The 20,095-nt window shown below is 73.2% G+C and carries 19 protein-coding genes; 17 read left to right on the forward strand and 2 right to left on the reverse strand.

What is annotated here, in order from left to right:
- Positions 1 to 82: 82 nt before the first annotated feature.
- The 8 genes from ACIRRS_RS32520 (at position 83) to mutM (ending at position 6,009) form a co-directional block, all read left to right on the forward strand.
- Positions 83 to 619, forward strand: coding sequence for a hypothetical protein (locus ACIRRS_RS32520; RefSeq protein ID WP_402978544.1), 537 nt, complete (start codon positions 83 to 85; stop codon positions 617 to 619).
- Between the two features lie 123 nt (positions 620 to 742).
- Positions 743 to 1,327, forward strand: coding sequence for a 16S rRNA (guanine(966)-N(2))-methyltransferase RsmD (gene rsmD, locus ACIRRS_RS32525; RefSeq protein ID WP_402978547.1), 585 nt, complete (start codon positions 743 to 745; stop codon positions 1,325 to 1,327).
- 49 nt (positions 1,328 to 1,376) lie between these two features.
- On the forward strand, positions 1,377 to 1,868 hold the full coding sequence (gene coaD / locus ACIRRS_RS32530) for a pantetheine-phosphate adenylyltransferase (protein WP_402978550.1): 492 nt from the start codon (positions 1,377 to 1,379) through the stop codon (positions 1,866 to 1,868).
- Positions 1,869 to 2,061: 193 nt separating this feature from the next.
- Positions 2,062 to 3,276, forward strand: coding sequence for an ATP synthase F0 subunit B (locus ACIRRS_RS32535; protein ID WP_402978553.1), 1,215 nt, complete (start codon positions 2,062 to 2,064; stop codon positions 3,274 to 3,276).
- 162 nt (positions 3,277 to 3,438) lie between these two features.
- Positions 3,439 to 4,080, forward strand: coding sequence for a YceD family protein (locus ACIRRS_RS32540; protein WP_402978556.1), 642 nt, complete (start codon positions 3,439 to 3,441; stop codon positions 4,078 to 4,080).
- A gap of 2 nt (positions 4,081 to 4,082) precedes the next feature.
- Positions 4,083 to 4,256, forward strand: coding sequence for a 50S ribosomal protein L32 (gene rpmF / locus ACIRRS_RS32545; protein ID WP_030056747.1), 174 nt, complete (start codon positions 4,083 to 4,085; stop codon positions 4,254 to 4,256).
- 20 nt (positions 4,257 to 4,276) lie between these two features.
- Positions 4,277 to 5,065 (forward strand): ribonuclease III, encoded by a 789-nt coding sequence (rnc, locus tag ACIRRS_RS32550; protein ID WP_402978687.1) that lies wholly within the window; start codon positions 4,277 to 4,279, stop codon positions 5,063 to 5,065.
- Positions 5,066 to 5,136: 71 nt separating this feature from the next.
- Positions 5,137 to 6,009, forward strand: coding sequence for a bifunctional DNA-formamidopyrimidine glycosylase/DNA-(apurinic or apyrimidinic site) lyase (mutM, locus tag ACIRRS_RS32555; protein ID WP_402978559.1), 873 nt, complete (start codon positions 5,137 to 5,139; stop codon positions 6,007 to 6,009).
- Here mutM and ACIRRS_RS32560 read toward each other — a convergent pair.
- Complete coding sequence (locus tag ACIRRS_RS32560) at positions 6,006 to 6,926, reverse strand: hypothetical protein (RefSeq protein WP_402978561.1); 921 nt, start codon at positions 6,924 to 6,926, stop codon at positions 6,006 to 6,008. The genes mutM and ACIRRS_RS32560 overlap by 4 nt on opposite strands.
- Positions 6,927 to 7,279: 353 nt before the next feature.
- Here ACIRRS_RS32560 and ACIRRS_RS32565 point away from each other — a divergent pair, with 353 nt between their 5' ends.
- The 6 genes from ACIRRS_RS32565 (at position 7,280) to ftsY (ending at position 15,204) form a co-directional block, all read left to right on the forward strand.
- Complete coding sequence (locus ACIRRS_RS32565) at positions 7,280 to 8,575, forward strand: hypothetical protein (protein ID WP_402978564.1); 1,296 nt, start codon at positions 7,280 to 7,282, stop codon at positions 8,573 to 8,575.
- Between the two features lie 116 nt (positions 8,576 to 8,691).
- Positions 8,692 to 9,195, forward strand: a complete 504-nt coding sequence (locus ACIRRS_RS32570) for a winged helix-turn-helix transcriptional regulator (protein ID WP_402978567.1) — start codon at positions 8,692 to 8,694, stop codon at positions 9,193 to 9,195.
- An 18-nt stretch (positions 9,196 to 9,213) separates the two neighbouring features.
- Positions 9,214 to 9,513 (forward strand): acylphosphatase, encoded by a 300-nt coding sequence (locus tag ACIRRS_RS32575; RefSeq protein ID WP_402978570.1) that lies wholly within the window; start codon positions 9,214 to 9,216, stop codon positions 9,511 to 9,513.
- A 446-nt stretch (positions 9,514 to 9,959) separates the two neighbouring features.
- Complete coding sequence (locus tag ACIRRS_RS32580) at positions 9,960 to 10,163, forward strand: hypothetical protein (RefSeq protein WP_402978573.1); 204 nt, start codon at positions 9,960 to 9,962, stop codon at positions 10,161 to 10,163.
- Between the two features lie 187 nt (positions 10,164 to 10,350).
- Positions 10,351 to 13,920, forward strand: a complete 3,570-nt coding sequence (gene smc, locus ACIRRS_RS32585) for a chromosome segregation protein SMC (RefSeq protein WP_402978576.1) — start codon at positions 10,351 to 10,353, stop codon at positions 13,918 to 13,920.
- Positions 13,921 to 13,980: 60 nt separating this feature from the next.
- The gene (gene ftsY / locus ACIRRS_RS32590; protein WP_402978579.1) at positions 13,981 to 15,204 is read left to right on the forward strand and encodes a signal recognition particle-docking protein FtsY; all 1,224 of its coding nucleotides are present in this window, start codon (positions 13,981 to 13,983) and stop codon (positions 15,202 to 15,204) included.
- A 152-nt stretch (positions 15,205 to 15,356) separates the two neighbouring features.
- Here ftsY and ACIRRS_RS32595 read toward each other — a convergent pair whose 3' ends face one another.
- Positions 15,357 to 16,028 (reverse strand): bifunctional DNA primase/polymerase, encoded by a 672-nt coding sequence (locus ACIRRS_RS32595; RefSeq protein ID WP_402978581.1) that lies wholly within the window; start codon positions 16,026 to 16,028, stop codon positions 15,357 to 15,359.
- 647 nt (positions 16,029 to 16,675) lie between these two features.
- Between ACIRRS_RS32595 and ACIRRS_RS32600 the strand changes: the two genes are divergently transcribed.
- The 3 genes from ACIRRS_RS32600 to ACIRRS_RS32610 all read left to right on the forward strand — a co-directional run bounded on the left by ACIRRS_RS32600 (position 16,676) and on the right by ACIRRS_RS32610 (position 20,041).
- Entirely contained in the window at positions 16,676 to 18,130 is a 1,455-nt protein-coding gene (locus ACIRRS_RS32600; protein ID WP_402978583.1) for a hypothetical protein, read from the forward strand.
- A 238-nt stretch (positions 18,131 to 18,368) separates the two neighbouring features.
- Positions 18,369 to 19,703 (forward strand): ammonium transporter, encoded by a 1,335-nt coding sequence (locus tag ACIRRS_RS32605; protein WP_402978586.1) that lies wholly within the window; start codon positions 18,369 to 18,371, stop codon positions 19,701 to 19,703.
- Positions 19,703 to 20,041, forward strand: coding sequence for a P-II family nitrogen regulator (locus tag ACIRRS_RS32610; RefSeq protein ID WP_097236101.1), 339 nt, complete (start codon positions 19,703 to 19,705; stop codon positions 20,039 to 20,041). Before ACIRRS_RS32605 ends, ACIRRS_RS32610 begins: the two co-directional genes overlap by 1 nt.
- Positions 20,042 to 20,095: the final 54 nt, after the last annotated feature.

Here is a 20,095-nt window from a genome sequence, read left to right on the forward strand (position 1 = left end):
TGTCAGACCCCCGGGAGAGAATGAAGGTGTTCAGGGCGCACCCTCAAGGTGCGTACCGGGCACGACACTTGGGGGTCCTGCCATGGCATTCCGTCATCTCAACGAGCTCCCGCTCGGCGACAAGGTCTTCCGGATCGAACTGGCCAGCGACGACGACCGCGAGGTCACCCTCACCCTGACCGGCTGGCGCGAGGGCGAGGCCGCGTCCCCGCTCGCCTCGGGCCGGCTGCGCCTGCCGGTCGAGGACGTCGCCTCGCTGCGCATCGCGCTCAACCGCGCGCTGCGGGCGCTGGCGATCGTCGCCGACGTCTCCGAGCCCATCCCCGACCGCGACGTGCTGCGCGAGCTGTACCCCGGCCACGGCGCCCCCTGGGTGCCGCAGCACGAGGAGGAGCTGGTCCGGCGCTTCCACGAGGGCGACACCGTCGCCCGGATCGCCGCCCGCTTCGGCCGTACGCCCGACTCCGTCCGCACCAAGCTGCGCGAGCTCGGCCACGACCCGCGCCGCCCCGAGTTCTGCCCGCCCGACGGCTGCCTGTCCTGGTCCCGCTACGCCTCGCCGGCCCTGCTCGGCGGCGCCTCGATCCCCGTGCAGCCGGCGGGCTCCGAGGCGAGCTGACGACCTGAACGCGCGCCCGTGGCCCCGCCGGTCCGTCCGGCGGGGCCACGGGCGTCCGGCGTGGGCGCGGGGCGGTGATCGGGATAGCGTGGTCCGGCAGCGACGAAAGGACCCTTCCCCACCATGACCCGCGTGATCGCCGGGGCGGCCGGTGGCCGCCGGCTGGCCGTACCGCCCGGCCGAGGCACCCGCCCGACCTCCGACAAGGCCCGCGAGGCGATGTTCTCCACCCTGGAGGCGCTGCGCGGCACCCTGCACGGGGCCCGGATGCTGGACCTGTTCGGCGGATCGGGCGCGGTCGGCCTGGAGGCGCTCTCGCGCGGCGCCGAGCACGTGCTGCTGGTCGAGGCGGACGCCCAGGCGGCCCGGGTGATCCGGGAGAACGTCCGGGAGATCGGCCTGCCGGGCGCGCTGGTGAAGGCCGCCAGGGCGGAGAAGGTGATCGCCGGGCCGGCCCCGGAGGCGCCGTACGACCTGGTGTTCCTCGACCCGCCGTACGCGGTGACGGACGGGGAGCTGCGGGAGATGTTGACCACACTGTCGGCCGGGGGCTGGCTCGCCGAGGACGCACTCGTCACCGTGGAGCGCAGCACCCGGGGCGGAGAGTTCGGCTGGCCCGAGGGGTTCGAGGGGCTGCGCTCCCGCCGCTACGGCGAGGGCACGCTCTGGTACGGTCGCGCCGCCGCCGCGGCCGGCGATCAGGAGTAGCGGGCAGCGGCCCGCACCAGCCGTCACCCCACGAGGGAGCACACACGCCATGCGCCGAACCGTCTGCCCCGGTTCGTTCGACCCGATCCACAACGGCCACCTGGACATCATCGAGCGCGCCTCGAAGCTGTACGACGTGGTGCACGTGGCGGTCCTGGTCAACCGGACCAAGCAGGGCATGTTCACCATCGAGGAGCGGATCTCCCTGATCGAGGAGGTCACCGCGGAGTTCGGCAACGTGGTGGTCGAGTCGCACCAGGGCCTGCTGGTGGACTTCTGCCGGGAGCGCGGCATCCCGGCGATCGTCAAGGGGCTGCGGGCGGTCAGCGACTTCGACTACGAGCTGCAGATGGCGCACATGAACAACGGCCTGACCGGCGTGGAGACGCTGTTCCTGCCGACCTCGACGAGCTACAGCTTCCTCTCCTCGACGCTGGTCAAGGAGGTCGCCTCGTACGGCGGGGACGTCTCCCACCTGCTGCCCGAGCTGGTGCACCGCCGCCTGGTGGACCGGATCGCGGAGCGCCGGGCCCAGCAGTAGGGGTTCCGTGGGGATCGCCCGGATCCTGCCGGTTCGTCACGGGTTGTCCCGCGCCCACCGGATGGGCCGGGCCCGGGAGGTGTGACCTCGCCGCGCGCTGGCCGTACAGTCTGTACTCCTGCCCCGTGGTGAGGCTCACCGCAGGGCCTGCCTCCGCCGGAGAAGTCGGCGGCACACGGAAAGACGAAGACCCGTGGACGTGCAGAACAAGGTCGACGAGATCGTGGCGGCGGTCGAGAACGCCCGCTCGATGCCCATGTCGGCCTCCTGCGTGGTGAACCGGGCCGAGCTGATCGGCCTGCTCAACGACCTGAGGGCGGCGCTGCCCGCCGAACTCGCCCAGGCACAGTCGGTGATGGCCGACCACGAGCAGGTGGTGGCCGGCGCCCAGGCCGAGGCGGAGCTGATCATCCGGGGTGCGCACGCCGAGCGCGGCTCGCTGATCTCGGACACCGAGGTGGTGCGGCGGGCCCAGTCCGAGTCCGACCGGATCCTCGCGGAGGCCCGCGCCGAGGTGGAGACCAAGCGCGCCGAGGCCGACGACTACGTGGACAGCAAGCTGGCCAACTTCGAGGTCGTGCTGACCAAGACGCTCGGCGCGGTCGGCCGCGGCCGGACCAAGCTGCGCGGCGACTCCAGCGTCTTCGAGACCGAGCACGAGGGCGAGACGGACGGCGAGGAGTTCCAGCCGCAGCGGATCAGCCCGAGCCCCGAGGTCGACGAGTACGTCGACGTGAAGCTCGCGACCCTGGAGAACGTCCTCAGCGCGACCCTGGAGGCGGTCGGCAAGGGCCGCGACAAGCTGCTCGGCAAGAAGCCGATCGACGAGCTGGGCGCCTACCTGGCCGCCGCCGACGAGGCGCAGCAGGCCAAGGAGCGCGCCGAGGCCGTGGCCGCCGGCTTCGCGGAGGACGCGGACGGCGCCGACATCGCCTGGTACCGCGAGGACGTCCCGCAGCAGCAGACCTGGCCGGAGCAGACCCCGGCCGCGGCCGGCTGGCAGACCCCCGGCACCGACCAGTACGCGGCCACCGCCCAGCAGGGCCAGTACGCCGAGGTGTACGGCGGGGGCTACGACCCGGCCGCCGCCCAGGGTGACCCGTACCACACCCAGTGGGGCCAGCAGCAGGGCGGCTACCCGCAGCAGCAGCCCGACTACCAGGGCCAGCAGCAGCACGACGGCTACGCGTACCCCCAGCAGCAGCAACAACAGCAACAGCAGCAGCCCGGCTACGGCGCCCAGCCGTACGACGGCTACGCGTACCCGCAGCAGCCCCAGCAACCCCCGCAGCAGCCCGCCCTGCCGCCGGCGCTGCCGCACCAGCAGCAGCAGGGGCTGGACGAGACCAGCTTCTTCGACACCAGCATGATCGACATGACCAGGCTCCGGGAGCTGGGCGGCCGCTGACCGGCCCGGGTGCGAGGCCCCCGCCAGGGCCGGAGTTGGGCCTGGCGGGAGACTCGGGTAGTCTGACCACTCCGGCATCCCCATGTCCGGCTGTCGGCTTGCCCGCGCGGCGCCGAGCTGAACGGGGACGCTCTCGATCGAATCCATGGAAGTCAGGACACCTTGAACCGCCTCGACCACCGCGACCCCCTCGTGTTCGACACGCACGAGCTCGGGCGTCGTCCGGGTGCCATGCGGAAGGTGAACCGGACCCTGAAGGCCCCCGAGGGCCTCGGGATCATCGACGTGATCGCGGTCCCCGAGGGGAGCCCGATCGAGCTGGAGCTCCGCCTGGAGTCCGTGGTCGAGGGCGTGCTGGTGACCGGCACCGCCGAGGCCGAGGTCGAGGGCGAGTGCGTGCGCTGCCTGGAGCCCGTCGAGTTCGACATCGACGTCGACTTCCAGGAGCTGTACTACTACCCGGAGTCCGAGGAGCGCCTCGCGCGGACCCCCGGTGCCGAGGACCTCGACGAGGACTCGGAAGATGAGACTTACCGCCTGGAGGGCGACCTGTTCGACCTCCAGCCGGTGCTGCGTGACGCGGTGGTGCTCGCACTTCCGCTGCAGCCGGTGTGCCAGGACGACTGCCTGGGCCTGTGCTCCGAGTGCGGAGCGCGCCTGAGCGACGACCCGACGCACCACCACGATGCCGCCGACCCCCGGTGGGCGGCTCTGCAGGGACTCTCCGCCGCCCCTGGCGACGAGGGTGACGGGATCAAGACCAGCGACACCCGTGAGGGTCTCGCCGAGAACCAGGAGAAGTAGCCGTGGCTGTTCCGAAGCGGAAGATGTCGCGCAGCAACACGCGCCACCGTCGGTCCAACTGGAAGGCCGTCGTTCCGGCCCTCGTGGCGTGCGACCGCTGCCACGAGCCGAAGCTGGGCCACATCGCGTGCCCGAGCTGCGGCACGTACAACCGTCGCCAGGTCCTCTCGGTCTGATCGGCGGGGTGTACGGATCGATGTCGGACGGTGACTCCACCCGCAAGGCGGCCGCTGCCCCGAAGGGTACTTCGGGCAACGGGAAGGCCGGCGGACCGGCTTCGACCGAATACGACGTCCTGGAAGGGCGCCTCGGGTACACGCTCGAGCGCGCCCTTCTGGTGCGTGCCCTGACCCACCGCTCGTACGCGTACGAGAACGGCGGGCTGCCCACCAACGAGCGCCTCGAGTTCCTCGGGGACTCGGTGCTGGGCCTGGTGGTGACCGACACCCTCTACCGCGTCCACCCGGACGTCCCGGAGGGCACGCTCGCCAAGCTGCGCGCCGCGGTGGTCAACTCCCGCGCGCTCGCGGACGTCGGCCGGGGCCTGGAACTCGGCACGTTCATCCGGCTCGGCAAGGGCGAGGAGGGCACCGGCGGCCGCGACAAGTCGTCGATCCTCGCGGACACCGTCGAGGCCGTGATCGGCGCGATCTACCTCGACCAGGGCCTGGACGCGGCGACGGAGTTCGTCCACCGCCTGTTCGACCCGCTGATCGAGGAGTCCTCCCGGCTGGGCGCCGGTCTCGACTGGAAGACCAGCCTCCAGGAGCTCACCGCCTCGGTGGGCATCGGCGTGCCCGAGTACGTGGTCATGGAGTCCGGTCCGGACCACGAGAAGACCTTCACCGCGGCGGCCCGGGTGGCCGGCGAGGACTTCGGCAGCGGCGTCGGCCGCTCGAAGAAGGAGGCCGAGCAGAAGGCCGCCGAGAGCGCCTGGCGCGCGATCAAGGAGAAGTACGCCGACCGGCTCCCCGCCGGGGCCTGATCTCCGAACTCCCGCGCCCCCGCAGTACCCTGGCCTCCTGCCGATCCGTCTTCCGCAGGAGGCCTGTTCACGTGCCCGAACTCCCCGAGGTCGAGGTCGTCCGCCGCGGTCTGGCGAACTGGGTCGCCGGGCGGACAGTCGCCGACGTCCAGGTGCTGCACCCGCGCGCCGTGCGCCGACAGCCCGCCGGCGCCGAGGACTTCGCGGCCCGGCTCACCGGCACCGTCCTCGGCACCGCGCAGCGGCGCGGCAAGTACCTCTGGGTGCCGCTGGCCGGCGCGGGGGAGGGGTTCTCGCTGATCGGCCACCTCGGGATGAGCGGCCAACTCCTCGTCCAGGACGCCACGGTGCCCGACGAGACGCACCTGCGCGTCCGGCTGCGCTTCGAGGACGGCGGGCGGGAGCTGCGCTTCGTCGACCAGCGGACCTTCGGCGGCCTCGCGGTCGAGGAGGCCGAGGACGGGGACCCGGAGGGCACGCCCGTCTCCATCGCGCACATCGCCCGCGACCCCCTGGACCCGCGCTTCGACGACGAGGCCTTCGCGGCCGCGCTGCGGGCCAAGCGCACCACCGTCAAGCGGGCGCTGCTCGACCAGACGCTGATCAGCGGCGTCGGCAACATCTACGCGGACGAGGCGCTGTGGCGCGCCAGGCTGCACTACGACCGCCCGACCGCCACCCTCACCCGCCCCCAGGCCACGCTGCTGCTCGGCCACGCGCGCGAGGTGATGACGGCGGCCCTGGCGGTGGGCGGCACCAGCTTCGACAGCCTGTACGTGAACGTCAACGGCGAGAGCGGCTACTTCTCCCGGGACCTGGACGCCTACGGCCGCGAGCACGAGCCCTGCCGCCGCTGCGGCACCCCCATCCGGCGGGCGTCCTGGATGAACCGCTCCAGCTACTTCTGCCCGCGCTGTCAGAGGGTGCCGCGCAACAAGGCTTAGTGCTTGGCGAGTTCGGCGGGCTGATCGGCGGCGTCGCCGGGGGCGCCGTGGGTGTCCTGGCCGAAGTAGGCGACGCCGACGGCGGAGACCACGGCGAGCAGGAAGCCGAGGACGCCGAGCCAGCCGAGGCCGGCCTTGGAGGAGTCCCCGAGCCACAGGACGCCGACGGCGCCGGGCAGCACCGTCTCGCCGACGACCAGCGCCGCCGTCGCGCCGTTGACCGAGCCGATCTGCAGGGCCACGGTGTGGATGTACATGCCGCCGATGCCGCCGACCAGGACGGCGTACAGGGCCGGGTCGGAGAGCAGCGGGCCGAGCGAGAACGGCTCGACGCCGTTGAGGATGCGCACGCCGACGCCCAGCGCGCCGAAGCCGAGGCCGGAGAGCAGACCGGCGACGATCGCGCCGTTGGAGCCCATCCACCGCACCAGCACGCTGCCGCCGACCAGCAGCGCCGTGGTGACGATCAGCAGCCACCAGTGGAAGGACATGTCCGCGTGGTGGCCGCCCTCCGGGCCGGCCGAGACGGCCAGCAGCACCAGCGCCGAGCAGAGCACGCCGATCGAGGCCCACTCCAGCTGCTTGAGGCGGATGCCCAGCAGCTTGATGCTCAGCACCGCCGTGATGACCAGGTTGGCGCTGATGATGGTCTGCGACAGGAACAGCGGCAGCATCCGCGCGGCCATCGCGCCGAGGCCGAAGCCGATCAGGTCGAGCACCGTGCCGACGATGAACTCCCAGGTCACCGCCGCCTTCGCGGTGGAGGAGAGGCTGGGCCCGCCGTGCTCGGTCGTCGAGGTGGTGGCGCCCTTGGCGGCCTCCTCCCGCGCGGAACGGCGGGAACCGACGGCCTGGAGGACCGAGCCGGTGCCGTAGCAGGCGGATGCCGCCACGGCGGTGACGAGGCCGATGATCACCGGGTGCTCCGATCGGAAGAAGAGTCAAGAACAGGTAATGGGACGAGATGCCCGGGACCACTATGCCCGCTCGCGCGGTACGGTCGGGACGCTCCCCGAACCACCCCCGGACTCTGCCGGGCCCGCCGGGACGTACGTCCGGCCGCCTCCCGTGGTTCCTGAGCCCCGCCCGTCTCAGGGGCGATCGGGGGAGATGTCATCCCCGGGAAGGGGAGCCGACCCGGCGAACGGCGGGGAATCTTGTCACTACCAGTATGCGAAGGGTATGGCGTGCTTTTCCGCCGGTCACGGTAGCGTCGGGGTTTATGAGAACCCTTGCACGACGTTCCCGGGGCGCCGGGCCACTTGCCCTGGTGGCGGCGCTGCTCGGGCTGTTGCTCGCCCTCGCGCCCGCGGCCTCCGCCGCCGGCGGGCTGAGCGACGCCGCGGCCTCCCTCAAGAAGGGCAAGGTCTACGTCGCCCCGACGATGCAGGACCGCTTCAGCCAGGCTCAGGCCGACGCCCTGAGCAAGAAGATCGACAAGGCGGACAAGCCGATCTTCATCGCGGTGGTCCCCGAAACCGCCGGCAACTCCGTGGTCACCGACCTGCGCACCCTGGTGGGCATCGACGGCGTCTACGGCGTCTGGAAGGGGACCAGCGGATTCATGGCCCGCTCCGACCGCGGCGCGATGAGCGCCGGCGCGGCGGACCGGATCGCGACCGCCGTCGGCCACGCCGACAAGGGCGACATCAACGCCACCCTGAACGACTTCGTCGACCAGGCCGCCCCGCAGACCAAGGGCCAGGGGGTCAACCACAGCACCTCCATCGCCTGGGTGGTCATCCCGGTCGTCCTGGTGGCCCTGGCCGGCGCCGGCGTCTTCCTCCTCTTCCGCCGCGCCAAGAAGCGCAAGGAGGAGCAGGCCCGCGCCGAGCTGGAGCAGCTGCGCCGCGTCGTGGACGAGGACATCACCGCCTTCGGCACCGAGCTGGAGCGGCTCGACTTCAGCCCGAGCGCGCCGGATGCCGACGACACCCAGCGGGCCGACTACAGCAGCGCGCTGGACTCGTACGAGAAGTCCAAGCGGCTGATGGCCGAGGCCAAGAAGCCCGAGGACGTCAAGCAGGTCACCGAGACGATCGAGGACGGCCGGTTCCAGCTGGCCACCCTGGCCGCCCGCCGCGAGAAGCGCCCGCTGCCCGAGCGGCGCCCGCCGTGCTTCATGGACCCGCGGCACGGCCCGTCCGTCAAGGACGTCGACTGGGCCCCGGCCGGCGGCTCGCCCCGCCCCGTCCCGGTCTGCCAGGCCGACGCGGACCGCGTGGCGGCCGGCCTCGACCCGGCGGTGCGCACCGTCGACACCGAGCACGGCCCGCAGCCGTACTGGAACGCCGGCCCGGCCTACGCGCCGTACGCGGGCGGGTACTACAGCGGCTTCGGCGGCGGCAGCCTGCTGGCCAGCCTGGCGGTCGGCACCGTGATCGGCTCGATGATCAGCAGCCCGGCCTACGCGGCGCCGATGTACGACGGCGGCGGCCACGGCGGCTACCAGGACCAGTACGAGGGCGGCGACTTCACCGGCGCCGACTTCAACGCCTCCGACTTCGGCGGCAGCGACTGGAGCGGCGGCGGCGACTTCGGCGGCGGTGGCGGCGGGGACTGGTGACCCGCTGACCCGCATGTGACTCCCCGCGGCCCCGCCGGTTCCGACCGGTGGGGCCGTTCCACGTCCGCGGGACACGACGGTTTGAGAAGGCAACCCGGTGTGGCAGGCTGGGCGGCGTGACCCCCGACACCCCCCGCGTCCCCACCGCCGTCGCCGTCCCCGGGCGGCCCTGCTCGATGGCCGCCGCCCTCCAGGTGGTCGGCGAGAAGTGGGCGCTGCTGGCCGTGCGCGAGCTGTTCTTCGGCAACCACCGCTTCGACCGGATCGCCCGCAACACCGGCGCCCCCCGCGACCGGCTGACCGCGCGGCTGCGGGCCCTGGAGGAGGCGGGCGTGGTGGAGCGCCGCCTCTACAGCGAGCGGCCGCCGCGCTACGAGTACCACCTCACCGAGGCGGGCCGGGACCTCGCCCCCGTCGCGCAGGCGCTGCGCACCTGGGGCGACCGCTGGCTCGTGCCCGAGTCCCCGGTGACCTTCACGCACGAGCCCGAGGGCGGGGAGCCGCACCCCTACGAGCCGGTCCTCGTCTGCCGCACCTGCGGGCAGCGGGCCCGGCGCGGCGAGCTGCACACCGAGGTGCACGTCCCCGGCTGGTCGGTCGAGGGGCCCGTCGAGCCGTGACCCGTTAGGGTCGGGGCCATGCACGGTCGCGACGCCCACGATGACGAACCGGTCCGGGTGACCGCCTGGGTCCGGGGGAAGGTCCAGCAGGTCGGCTTCCGCTGGTGGACCAGGGCGCGGGCGCTGGAGATCGGCCTGACCGGCTACGCGAGCAACCTCGGCGACGGCCGGGTGCAGGTGGTCGCCGAGGGCCTGGCCGCCGACTGCGAACAGCTGCTGGTCCTGCTGCGCGGCCCCGGCACCCCGGGGAGCGTCAGCGGGGTGACGGAGATCTGGACGGCGGTCGGCACCGGCTACCCGGGCTTCGAGATCCGCTGATCAGGAGCCCTGCGCGCGGCCCCGGCCGGACCCCTGCTCGATCCTCGCCGGAGTCTCGCCGCATCCCCGCCGGATCCGAGGGCAACCGGCGGTGTCATACGGTTGCCATCCGGGCAGACTCGTGGTTGACTCCGCATCGACGATGATCCACGAGCACGGAAATGAACCCGCCCGAGACCGCCAGGCGTGACGACACCGCCAGGCAGGTGACAGGGTCGCGGTAGCGTGCGGTGATCGTGTTGACCCGTTCCGTCTTTGGTGAGACGCTGGAAGCCCGCGCACACGACCGCGTCATCCCGGCCGGTGCATGCCCTCGTGAGCCCAGCTCACGGTGGTTGTGCCGGAGTGCCCAGTCGGCACTGCCGATGACGCTCGCGCGCGCGTCCCCCTTCCCCCTAGACCTGTACCGTTCCGGTTCGGTCACTCAGCGTGGAGGACCATTCATCATGGCAAAGGCGCTTCTCGGGTACGTCGGCGGCCCCGACCCGCGAATGCTCTCCGAGATGCGACGGCTTCAGCAGCGCGTCCTGGACCTGGAGGCGGAACTCCTCCGGATGCAGACTGAGAACGACGCACTGACCGCTGTCGCCACCGAGCACTCGCTGCTCAACAGCATCGACCTGGACCAGCGGGAGCCGGCTCTGACCTGAGCCGCCACCCGGTCCTCACCGATCGACGCCGCTGTGCACCGAGCCGCCCCGCAAGGGTCGCTGCTTCCTGCAAGGGACGCCCCGTTCGTGGCGTCCCTTCGTCGTGTCCGGACCGGCGCACGAGGGCCCGGACCTGCGGCGGGGATAAGGTCGGGGCCTGTCGTGGAGCGATGAGGAGACCGGCCGCGTGCACCTGAAGAGCCTGACCCTGCGCGGTTTCAAGTCCTTCGCCTCCGCCACCACCCTGCGCTTCGAGCCCGGCATCACCTGCGTCGTCGGGCCGAACGGCTCGGGCAAGTCCAACGTCGTCGACGCCCTGTCCTGGGTGATGGGCGAACAGGGCGCCAAGTCGCTGCGCGGCGGCAAGATGGAGGACGTCATCTTCGCCGGGACGAGCGGGCGCGCCCCGCTCGGCCGCGCCGAGGTCAGCCTCACCGTCGACAACACCGACGGCGCCCTGCCCATCGACTACTCCGAGGTGACCATCACCCGGACGATGTTCCGCAACGGCGGCAGCGAGTACGCGCTCAACGGCGAGACCTGCCGCCTGCTGGACATCCAGGAGCTGCTCTCCGACTCCGGCATCGGCCGCGAGATGCACGTCATCGTCGGCCAGGGGCAGCTGGACTCCGTCCTGCACGCCGACCCGATGGGCCGGCGTGCCTTCATCGAGGAGGCGGCCGGCGTCCTCAAGCACCGCAAGCGCAAGGAGAAGGCGCTGCGGAAGATGGACGCGATGCAGGCCAACCTCAACCGCGTCCAGGACCTCGTCGCCGAACTGCGCCGCCAGCTCGGCCCGCTCGGCAAGCAGGCCAGGATCGCCCGCCGGGCCGCCGGCATCCAGGCCGACCTGCGCGACGCCCGGCTCCGGCTGCTCGCCGACGACCTGCTGACGCTGCGCCGGGCCGTGGAGGCCGAGGTCGCCGACGAGCTGGCGCTGCGGCTGCGGCGCACCACCGTCGAGCAGGAGCTGGGCCGGGCGGTGCAGCGGGAGCAGGTGCTGGAGGCGCAGGTCCAGCGGCTCGGGCCCAGGCTGGAGACCGCCCGTCAGACCTGGTACCGGCTCTCGGCGCTCGCCGAACGCACCCGGGGCACCGTCGGGCTGGCCGGGGCCCGGGCCCGGCACGCCGCCGCCGGGGAGCAAGGCGAGGAGCGGCGCGGGCGGGACCCGGAGGAGCTGGAGCGGGAGGCCGCGCGCGTCCGCGAGGAGGAGGCCGCGCTCGCCGAGGCGCTGGAGGAGGCGCGGTACGCGCTGGCCGAGGCCGTCGAGCGCAAGGGCGAGCTGGAGCGCGAACTGGCCGCCGAGGAGCGCCGGATGCGGGACGCGGCCCGGGCCATCGCCGACCGGCGCGAGGGGCTGGCCCGCCTCCAGGGGCAGGCCGGCGCCGCCCGCTCCAAGGCCGCCGCCGCCGAGGCCGAGATCGGCCGGCTCGCCGAGGCCAGGGACGAGGCACTGCTGCGCGCCGAGGCCGCCGGGGCCGAGTACGAGCAGCTGCGCGAGCAGGTCGACGGCCCCGCCGGGGTCGAGGAACGGGCCGAGGAGGAGCACCGGGAGGCCCGTGAGCGCCTCGCCGCCCTGGAGCGGGAGGTGACGGCCGCCCGGGAAGCGGCCGGCGCCGCCGAGCGGGAGCGGGCCGCCCTGACGGCGCGGCACGAGGCGCTCTCGCTCGGGCTGCGCCGCAAGGACGGCACGGGCGCGCTGCTGGACGCGGGGGAGCGGCTGGGCGGTCTGCTCGGGACGGCCGCCGCGCTGCTGCGGATCGAGCCCGGGTACGAGCTGCCGCTCGCGGCGGCGCTCGGCGCTGCGGCGGACGCGGTGGCCGTCGCCTCGCCCGCGCAGGCCGCCGAGGCGCTGCGGCTGCTGCGCACCGAGGACGCCGGGCGGGCCGCGCTGCTGATCGCGGGCGCCGCCGAGGTGCCGTACGCCGCGGGCGACCTGCCCTCCGGCGCCCGGTGGGCGGCCGAACTGGTCGACGGCCCGGCCGAGTTGACGGCGGCCGTGCGGGCGCTGCTGGCCGGGGTCGCGGTGGTCGGCACGCTGGACGAGGCCCTGGAACTGGTCGCCGGGCACCCCGCGCTGGCCGCCGTCACGGCGGAGGGGGACCGGCTCGGCGCCGGGTTCGCGCAGGGCGGCTCCGGCGGTGCGCCGAGCCTGCTGGAGACCCAGGCGGCGGTGGACGAGGCGGCGCGGGCGATCGAGGAGCTGGCCGCCCGCTGCGCCGGGCTCGCCGAGCGGCTGGCCGAACTCACCGAGCAGCGCGGGGAGTCGGCGGCCGGGCTGGACGGGCTGACCGAGCGGCGGCGGCAGGTGGAGAAGGAGCGCGCCGCCGTCGCCGGGGCGCTCGGACGCCTCGGCGGGCAGGCCCGCGCCGCCGCCGGGGAGGCCGAGCGGCTGACCGCCGCCGCGGCCCGGGCCGAGGGCGGCCTGGCCGAACTGCTGGCGGCGGCCGAGGAGTTGGCCGAGCGGCTGGCCGTGGCCGAGGAGAGTGCGGAGGCGGGCGAGGACGAGCCGGACGGCGCCGAGCAGCAGCGCCTCGCCGAGGCGGCGAGCGCCTCCCGGCAGGCCGAGCTGGAGGCCAGGCTCGCCGTGCGCACCCACGAGGAGCGGGTGCGCGCCCTGACCGGCCGGGCCGACCAGCTGGACCGCGCCGCCCGTACCGAGCGCGAGGCGCGCGCCCGGGCCGCCGAGCGCCGTCGGCGTGCCCGGCACGACGCGGCGGTGGCGAACGCCGTCGCGGCGGGCGCCCGGCAGCTGCTGGCCTGCCTGGAGGTGTCGCTCGCCCGTGCGGACGCCGGGCGCGCGGCCGTCGAACAGGCGCGCGCCGAGCGCGAGACGGAGCTGCGGGAGCACCGCGAGCACGGGCGGGGCCTCAAGGAGGAGCTGGACAAGCTCGTCGACGCCGGGCACCGGGACGAGGTGCTGCGGGCGGAGAAGCGGATGCGGATCGAGCAGCTGGAGGCCCGGGCGCTGGAGGAGTTCGGCATCGACGGGGGCGAGCTGCTGGCCTCGTACGGTCCGGACCAGCTCGTGCCCTCCTCTACCCCGGCGGAGGGCGAGGAGCCGGGGGAGCCGTACCCGTACGTCCGGGCCGAGCAGGAGAAGCGGCTCAGGGCGGCCGAGAAGGCGTACCAGCAGCTCGGCAAGGTCAACCCGCTGGCGCTGGAGGAGTTCGCCGCGCTGGAGGAGCGCCACCAGTTCCTCGGGGAGCAGCTGGACGACCTCAAGCGCAGTCGGCGGGACCTGATGGACATCGTCCGGGACGTGGACCAGCGGGTCGAGGAGCTGTTCACCTCGGCGTACCACGACACCGCCGCCCAGTTCGAGGGCGTGTTCGCCCGGCTCTTTCCCGGCGGGGAGGGACGGCTGGTGCTCACCGACCCGGAGAACATGCTCACCACCGGCGTCGAGGTGGAGGCCCGTCCGCCGGGCAAGAAGGTCAAGCGGCTGTCGCTGCTCTCCGGCGGCGAGCGCTCGCTGACGGCGGTGGCGATGCTGGTGGCGATCTTCAAGGCCCGGCCCAGCCCGTTCTACGTGATGGACGAGGTGGAGGCGGCGCTGGACGAGACCAACCTGCGGCGGCTGATCGGGATCATGGAGGAGCTGCGGGAGAGCTCCCAGCTGATCGTGATCACGCACCAGAAGCTCACGATGGAGTCGGCCGACGCGCTGTACGGGGTGACGATGAAGGGCGACGGCATCTCGCAGGTGATCAGCCAGCGGCTGCGCGAGGAGCCCCGGGTGAAGGCGGCCGTGTAGAGCATCCCTCTAGAGCGGCGGAGGTTCATCCGGGCGTTCGTCGCGGATACTGGAGCGGTTATGGAATACGTGATCCTTGCCGTAGTCATCGCCGTGGTCGCCGTCGGCGCGATCGCAGGCCTCGTCGTTTCCGGCAGACGACGCCAGCAACTGCCCCCGAAGTCGCAGGCGCCGGTCATCACGGCGCCCGAGACCACCCCGGCCGAGCCGCAGGTCGGCGAGGAGTCCGCGCCGCCGCGCGAGGAGCCCCGCCGCACCGTCGAGGAGGTCGAGCTCCCGGCCGAGACCGCCGAGACCGCCGAGGCCGTGGAGACGGTCCAGGTCGAGGAGGCCGAGGCCGCCCCGGCCGTCGAGGTCCCCGAGCCCACCGCGGGCCGGCTCGTCCGGCTGCGCTCCCGCCTCTCGCGCTCGCAGAACTCGATCGGCAAGGGCCTGCTCTCGCTGCTCTCCCGCGAGCACCTCGACGAGGACACCTGGGAGGAGATCGAGGAGACCCTGCTCACCGCGGACGTCGGCGTCGCCCCCACCCAGGAGCTGGTCGAGCGGCTGCGCACCCGGGTGAAGGTGCTGGGCACCCGCACGCCGGACGAGCTGCGCGGCCTGCTGCGCGAGGAGCTGCTCCTGCTGGTCGGCACCGAGGCCGACCGCACCGTCCACTCCGTCAAGCACGCGCAGGGCCCGGCCGTGGTCCTGGTCGTCGGCGTCAACGGCGTCGGCAAGACCACCACCACCGGCAAGCTGGCCCGCGTGCTGGTCGCCGACGGCCGGACGGTGGTGCTCGGCGCGGCCGACACCTTCCGCGCCGCCGCCGCCGACCAGCTGCAGACCTGGGGCGAGCGGGTCGGCGCCCGTACCGTCCGGGGCCCCGAGGGCGGGGACCCGGCCTCGATCGCCTTCGACGCGGTCAAGGAGGGCATCGCCGAGGGCGCGGACACCGTGCTCGTCGACACCGCCGGCCGGCTGCACACCAAGACCGGGCTGATGGACGAGCTGGGCAAGGTCAAGCGGGTCGTCGAGAAGCACGGCCCGGTGGACGAGGTGCTGCTGGTGCTGGACGCCACCACCGGGCAGAACGGGCTGATCCAGGCCCGGGTGTTCGCCGAGGTGGTCGACATCACCGGCATCGTGCTGACCAAGCTGGACGGTACGGCCAAGGGCGGCATCGTCGTGGCGGTGCAGCGCGAGCTGGGCGTGCCGGTCAAGCTGATCGGTCTGGGCGAGGGCGCCGACGACCTGGCGCCGTTCGAGCCGGCCGCGTTCGTGGACGCGCTGATCGGGGACTGATCCCCGGCTTCCGCCGGTCCTGAGGGTCCGCTCCCGTTCGCCGGGGGCGGACCCTTCGCGTTGGCTCCCCGCCCCGAGCCGAAGGGGCGCGCCGGTGCCGGAGCGAAGAGTGTCGGCGCCGGGTCAGAGCGCCCCGGAGGCGAGCGGGCGAGTCACGAGGCGATCCAGGCCGGCTCGGCCGAGCGCTCGCGGCTGCGGTGGCAGGCGTAGGCGAGGGTGCCGAGCAGCAGGCGGGCCTCGGGCGGGCAGCCAGCGTTGTCGCGGGTGGGGCGGCGCAGCCAGCGGACGGGGCCGAGGTCGCCGAGGACGGTCGGGGGCGCGGCGACGTAGCCGCCCTCGCCGTGGCAGGCGAGGTCGAGCGCGGCGTCGTCCCAGCCCATCCGGTAGAGCAGGTCGGGCAGGCGGCGGGCGGCGCCGGCGGCGACCAGGAACTGCAGGCGCCCGGCGGGGGAGGCCAGCACCGGGCCGACCTGGGTGCCCATGCGCTCCAGCCGCACCAGCGCCTGGAGGCCGGCCTGCTCGGGGACGTCCAGGACGTCGAAGGCGCGGCCGGTCGGCAGGAGCACCGAGCCCTCGCCGCCGTCGACGCTGCTCTCGCGGCCCGGGACGGGGTGCAGCCCGGGCGCGCCGCAGCGGGCGGAGCCGCAGGGGCAGCTGGTCGGGGCGGTGGCGGCCGAGGGCTGGTCGCCGGCGGCGACCGTCCAGCCCCAGCGGCCGGTGTACTCCGCGGCGGCCCGGGACGCGGTGACCTTGGTGCGGCGGCGCACGCCCAGCGGTGCCAGCCGCAGGTGCCCCAGCCGTAGTTCGCCGAACAGGTTGTCCATGCCTCCCCCAACAGGTTCTCGTTGCCGGTGGTTACGGGATGGTGACTTTGTGTTGCGTATCTGGTGCGTCGTGCGTGGTGCGGTGGCGGCGCGCGCCGCGTGGCGTGCGCCTGTTCCTCCGACGCGCCTCGGGCGCCGCCTTGTGGGGGTGGCGGCGATGCCGGATCGTCGGGTGCGTGAGGCGGGTGCCGACCCGGGTGGGCCGTGAACTCGCCTGTGGCGGAACGGGATTGCCGGGTCCGCGCGGTCCTCCTGGGTGGATCGGCGGAGGACTTGGCGGCCCGCATATGCCGGACCGTCGGACCTCCCTAGTGAAGCGTGTGCCCCTTGGCTTCGGTTCACTCCTGGGGGTGGCGAAAGGTGGCGTTTCGCCAGGGGCGCTCCCGCGGGTGCCTCGCGGGGCGTTACGTTCAGCGTGCGGACGACACCACAGCGTCCACTCCGGGCCGTCCGGGTACGGGAGTTGGGCATCTGACGGACCGTCCGGAAGGATGGCACACCAGTACGACGGACAGGACGGAGCGGTGCCCGGGCACCGCCCCCCGAGCAGCAGCACCACAGACACGGCACGTCTTGGCAAGAGCCCGCACCGTCGGGCGGTCACGATCGGGGCCCCGCGCAGGGGCCGGGCGGGATGGGACGGACCCATGGCAGAGAAGCAACCCAACGAGAAGCTGACCACCTGGTTCGCCCGCAGCGGCTGGTCCAAGGGCGAGTTGGCCCGTCAGGTCAACCGCCGGGCCCGCCAGATCGGCGCCCACCACGTCTCCACCGACACCTCCCGCGTGCGCCGCTGGCTCGACGGCGAGCAGCCGCGCGAACCGATCCCGAAGATCATGTCGGAGCTGTTCTCGGAGCGCTTCGGATCCGTCGTCTCGGTCGAGGACCTCGGTCTGCGTGCCGCGATCCCCGTCTCCACGGTGGGCGGCGGCGTCGACCTGCCCTGGAGCGGGCCGCAGACCGTCCAGCTGATCAGCGAGTACTCCCGCAGCGACCTGATGCTCAACCGTCGGGGCTTCCTCGGCACCTCGCTCGCCCTGACGGCCGGCGCCGCGCTGATCGAGCCCATGCAGCGCTGGCTCGCCCCCGGCCCCTCCGGCGCCCCCACCCCGATCCTGGCCGCGGCCAACGGCGGGGAGCCGTTCACCGGCCGGATCTCCGAGCCCGAGCTGGAACTGCTGGAGCAGACCACGGTCATGTTCCGCCAGTGGGACGCGCAGAACGGCGGCGGGCTGCGCCGCAAGGCCGTCGTCGGCCAGCTCCATGAGGTCACCGACCTGCTCCAGGAGACGTACCCGGAGGCCACCACCAGGCGGCTGTTCCGGCTCACCGCCCAACTCGCCCACCTGGCCGGGTTCATGTCCTACGACGTCGGCATGCACCCGAGCGCGCAGAAGTACTACGTGCTCGCCCTGCACGCGGCCAAGGAGGCCGGCGACCGCCCGTTCGGCGCGCTGATCCTCACCGACATGAGCCGCCAGATGATCCACCTCAACCGCGGCGAGGACGCGCTGGAGCTGATCCACCTCGCCCAGTACGGCAGCCGGGACACCGCCACCGCCCGTCAGCAGTCCCTGCTGTACGCGATGGAGGCGCGCGCCTACGCCACCATCGGCGAGGTGAACCGCTGCGCCCGGGCGATCCGGCTCTCCGAGGACACCTTCACCGACATCCGCGAGGGCGACAACGATCCGAACTGGCTGAAGTTCTTCTCGCCGGCCGAGCTGAACGCGGAGAACGCGCACTCCCTGCGCGACCTCGCCTACCACTCGGACAACTCGGAGCTGTACGCCTCGATGTCCGCGCCGGTGATGGAGACGGCCGTCGACCTGTTCCGCCAGGACGAGGACCACGTGCGCTCGTACGCCTTCAACCTGATCGGGATGGCCAGCGTGCACATCCTGCAGAAGGAGGCCGAGCAGGCGGTGATCATGGCCGAGCAGGCGGTGGACATCGCGACCAAGGTGCGCTCGGAGCGGCTGAACTCCCGGGTGCGCAAGACCACCGAGGCCGCGGCCGCCCGCTACAAGGGGGTGGACGCCGTCACCCGGCTCAAGGAGCGGGTCGTCCAGGACATCCCCGAGTACGTCTCGGTGGTCTAGAGGACCCCTGATCCCCCTCGACCGCGACGGCCGCCGCCGTCGCGGTCGCGGTGTTCCCACCCGTTCGGGGGAGCGGTTCACGCAGCCGTAACCCGGGCGTCGCATGCGTCACGGCCGCGAAACAACCGGCCGCACCAGCCGAAACCAGCCTTCGGCACTCTCCTCCTCATCGCCGACGCCCCGGGAGCCAAGGGACAGCCCCGGGCGCGGATCGGCGTCGGAAGCAGAGGAGACGCCGATGCCGGACGGCTTCAGCGCGGGCGACACAGCCTTCGTGCTCATCAGTGCGGCCCTGGTCATGGTGATGACCCCGGGCCTGGCCTTCTTCTACGGGGGCATGGTCCGGGCCAAGAGCACCCTGAACATGCTGGCGATGAGCTTCCTCTCGCTCGGCATCGTCAGCGTGCTGTGGGTCCTGTACGGCTACTCGCTCAGCTTCGGCCCCGACGCCTTCGGCGGGCTGATCGGCAACCTCGACTTCCTCGGGATGCGCGGCATCGGGCTCAACGAGCTCAACGGGACGATCCCGGTCACCGCCTTCGCGCTCTTCCAGCTGATGTTCGCGATCATCACCCCGGCGCTGATCAGCGGCGCCATCGCCGACAGAGCGAAGTTCGCCGCCTGGGGCCTGTTCATCGCGGCCTGGGTGAGCGTCGTCTACTTCCCGGTCGCCCACTGGGTGTTCTTCACCGACGGCGGCAACGGCGGCTGGCTGGGCGACCGCAACGGCGTCATCGACTTCGCCGGCGGCACGGCCGTGCACATCAACGCCGGTGTCGCGGGCCTCGCGCTGTGCCTGGTGCTGGGCAAGCGGGTCGGCTTCAAGAAGGACCCGATGCGCCCGCACAGCCTGCCGCTGGTGATGCTCGGCTCCGGGCTGCTGTGGTTCGGCTGGTTCGGCTTCAACGCCGGCTCGGCGCTGGCCGCCAACGGCGTGGCCGCGATGGCGGCGGTCAACACCCAGGTCGCCACCGGCGCGGCGCTGGTGGGCTGGCTGGTCTACGAGAAGCTCAAGCACGGCGCGTTCACCACGCTGGGCGCCGCCTCCGGCGCGGTGGCCGGGCTCGTCGCGATCACCCCCGCCTGCGGCTCGGTCAGCCCGCTCGGCGCGGTGGCCATCGGGCTGATCGCGGGCGCCGTCTGCGCCGCCGCCGTCTCGCTCAAGTACCGCTGGGGCTTCGACGACTCCCTCGACGTGGTCGGCGTGCACGCGGTCGGCGGGGCGATCGGCTCGCTGCTGATCGGCCTGTTCGCCACCGGCGGCGTCGGCCAGACCGCGAAGGGCCTGTTCTACGGCGGGGGCTGGGGCCAGCTCGGCAAGCAGGCGCTGGGCGTGGCCGCGGTCGCGGCGTACTCCTTCGTCCTGTCCTGGCTGCTGGCCAAGGCGATCGACAGGACCATCGGCTTCCGGGTCCCCGAGGAGGTCGAGGTCGCGGGCATCGACCAGGCCGAACACGCCGAGTCCGCCTACGATTTCAGCGCCGTGGGGGCCGGTCTCGCCCGGGCCCTGCCCGGGCTGACGACGGCACCCGCCGCCAAGCCCGCCGAGAAGAAGACCGAGGTCGACGCCTGATGAAGCTCATCACCGCCGTGATCAAGCCGTACCGCCTGGACGAGGTGAAGGCCGCCCTGCAGGCCTTCGGGGTCCACGGCCTGACCGTCACCGAGGCGAGCGGCTACGGCCGCCAGCGCGGCCACACCGAGGTCTACCGGGGCGCCGAGTACACCGTCGACCTCGTCCCGAAGGTCCGCATCGAGGTGCTGGTCGAGGACGAGGACGCCGACGACCTGATCGAGGTCCTGGTCAAGGCCGCCCGGACGGGGAAGATCGGGGACGGCAAGGTCTGGAGCATCCCCGTCGACACCGCCGTCCGCGTCCGTACGGGCGAACGCGGCCCCGACGCCCTGTGACACCACGGGCCCGCCCCCCACCGGGGAGCGGGCCCGTCGGCGTCGTCCACCCCG

This window comes from Kitasatospora sp. NPDC101183 (genome assembly GCF_044767945.1).
Lineage (GTDB): Bacteria > Actinomycetota > Actinomycetes > Streptomycetales > Streptomycetaceae > Kitasatospora.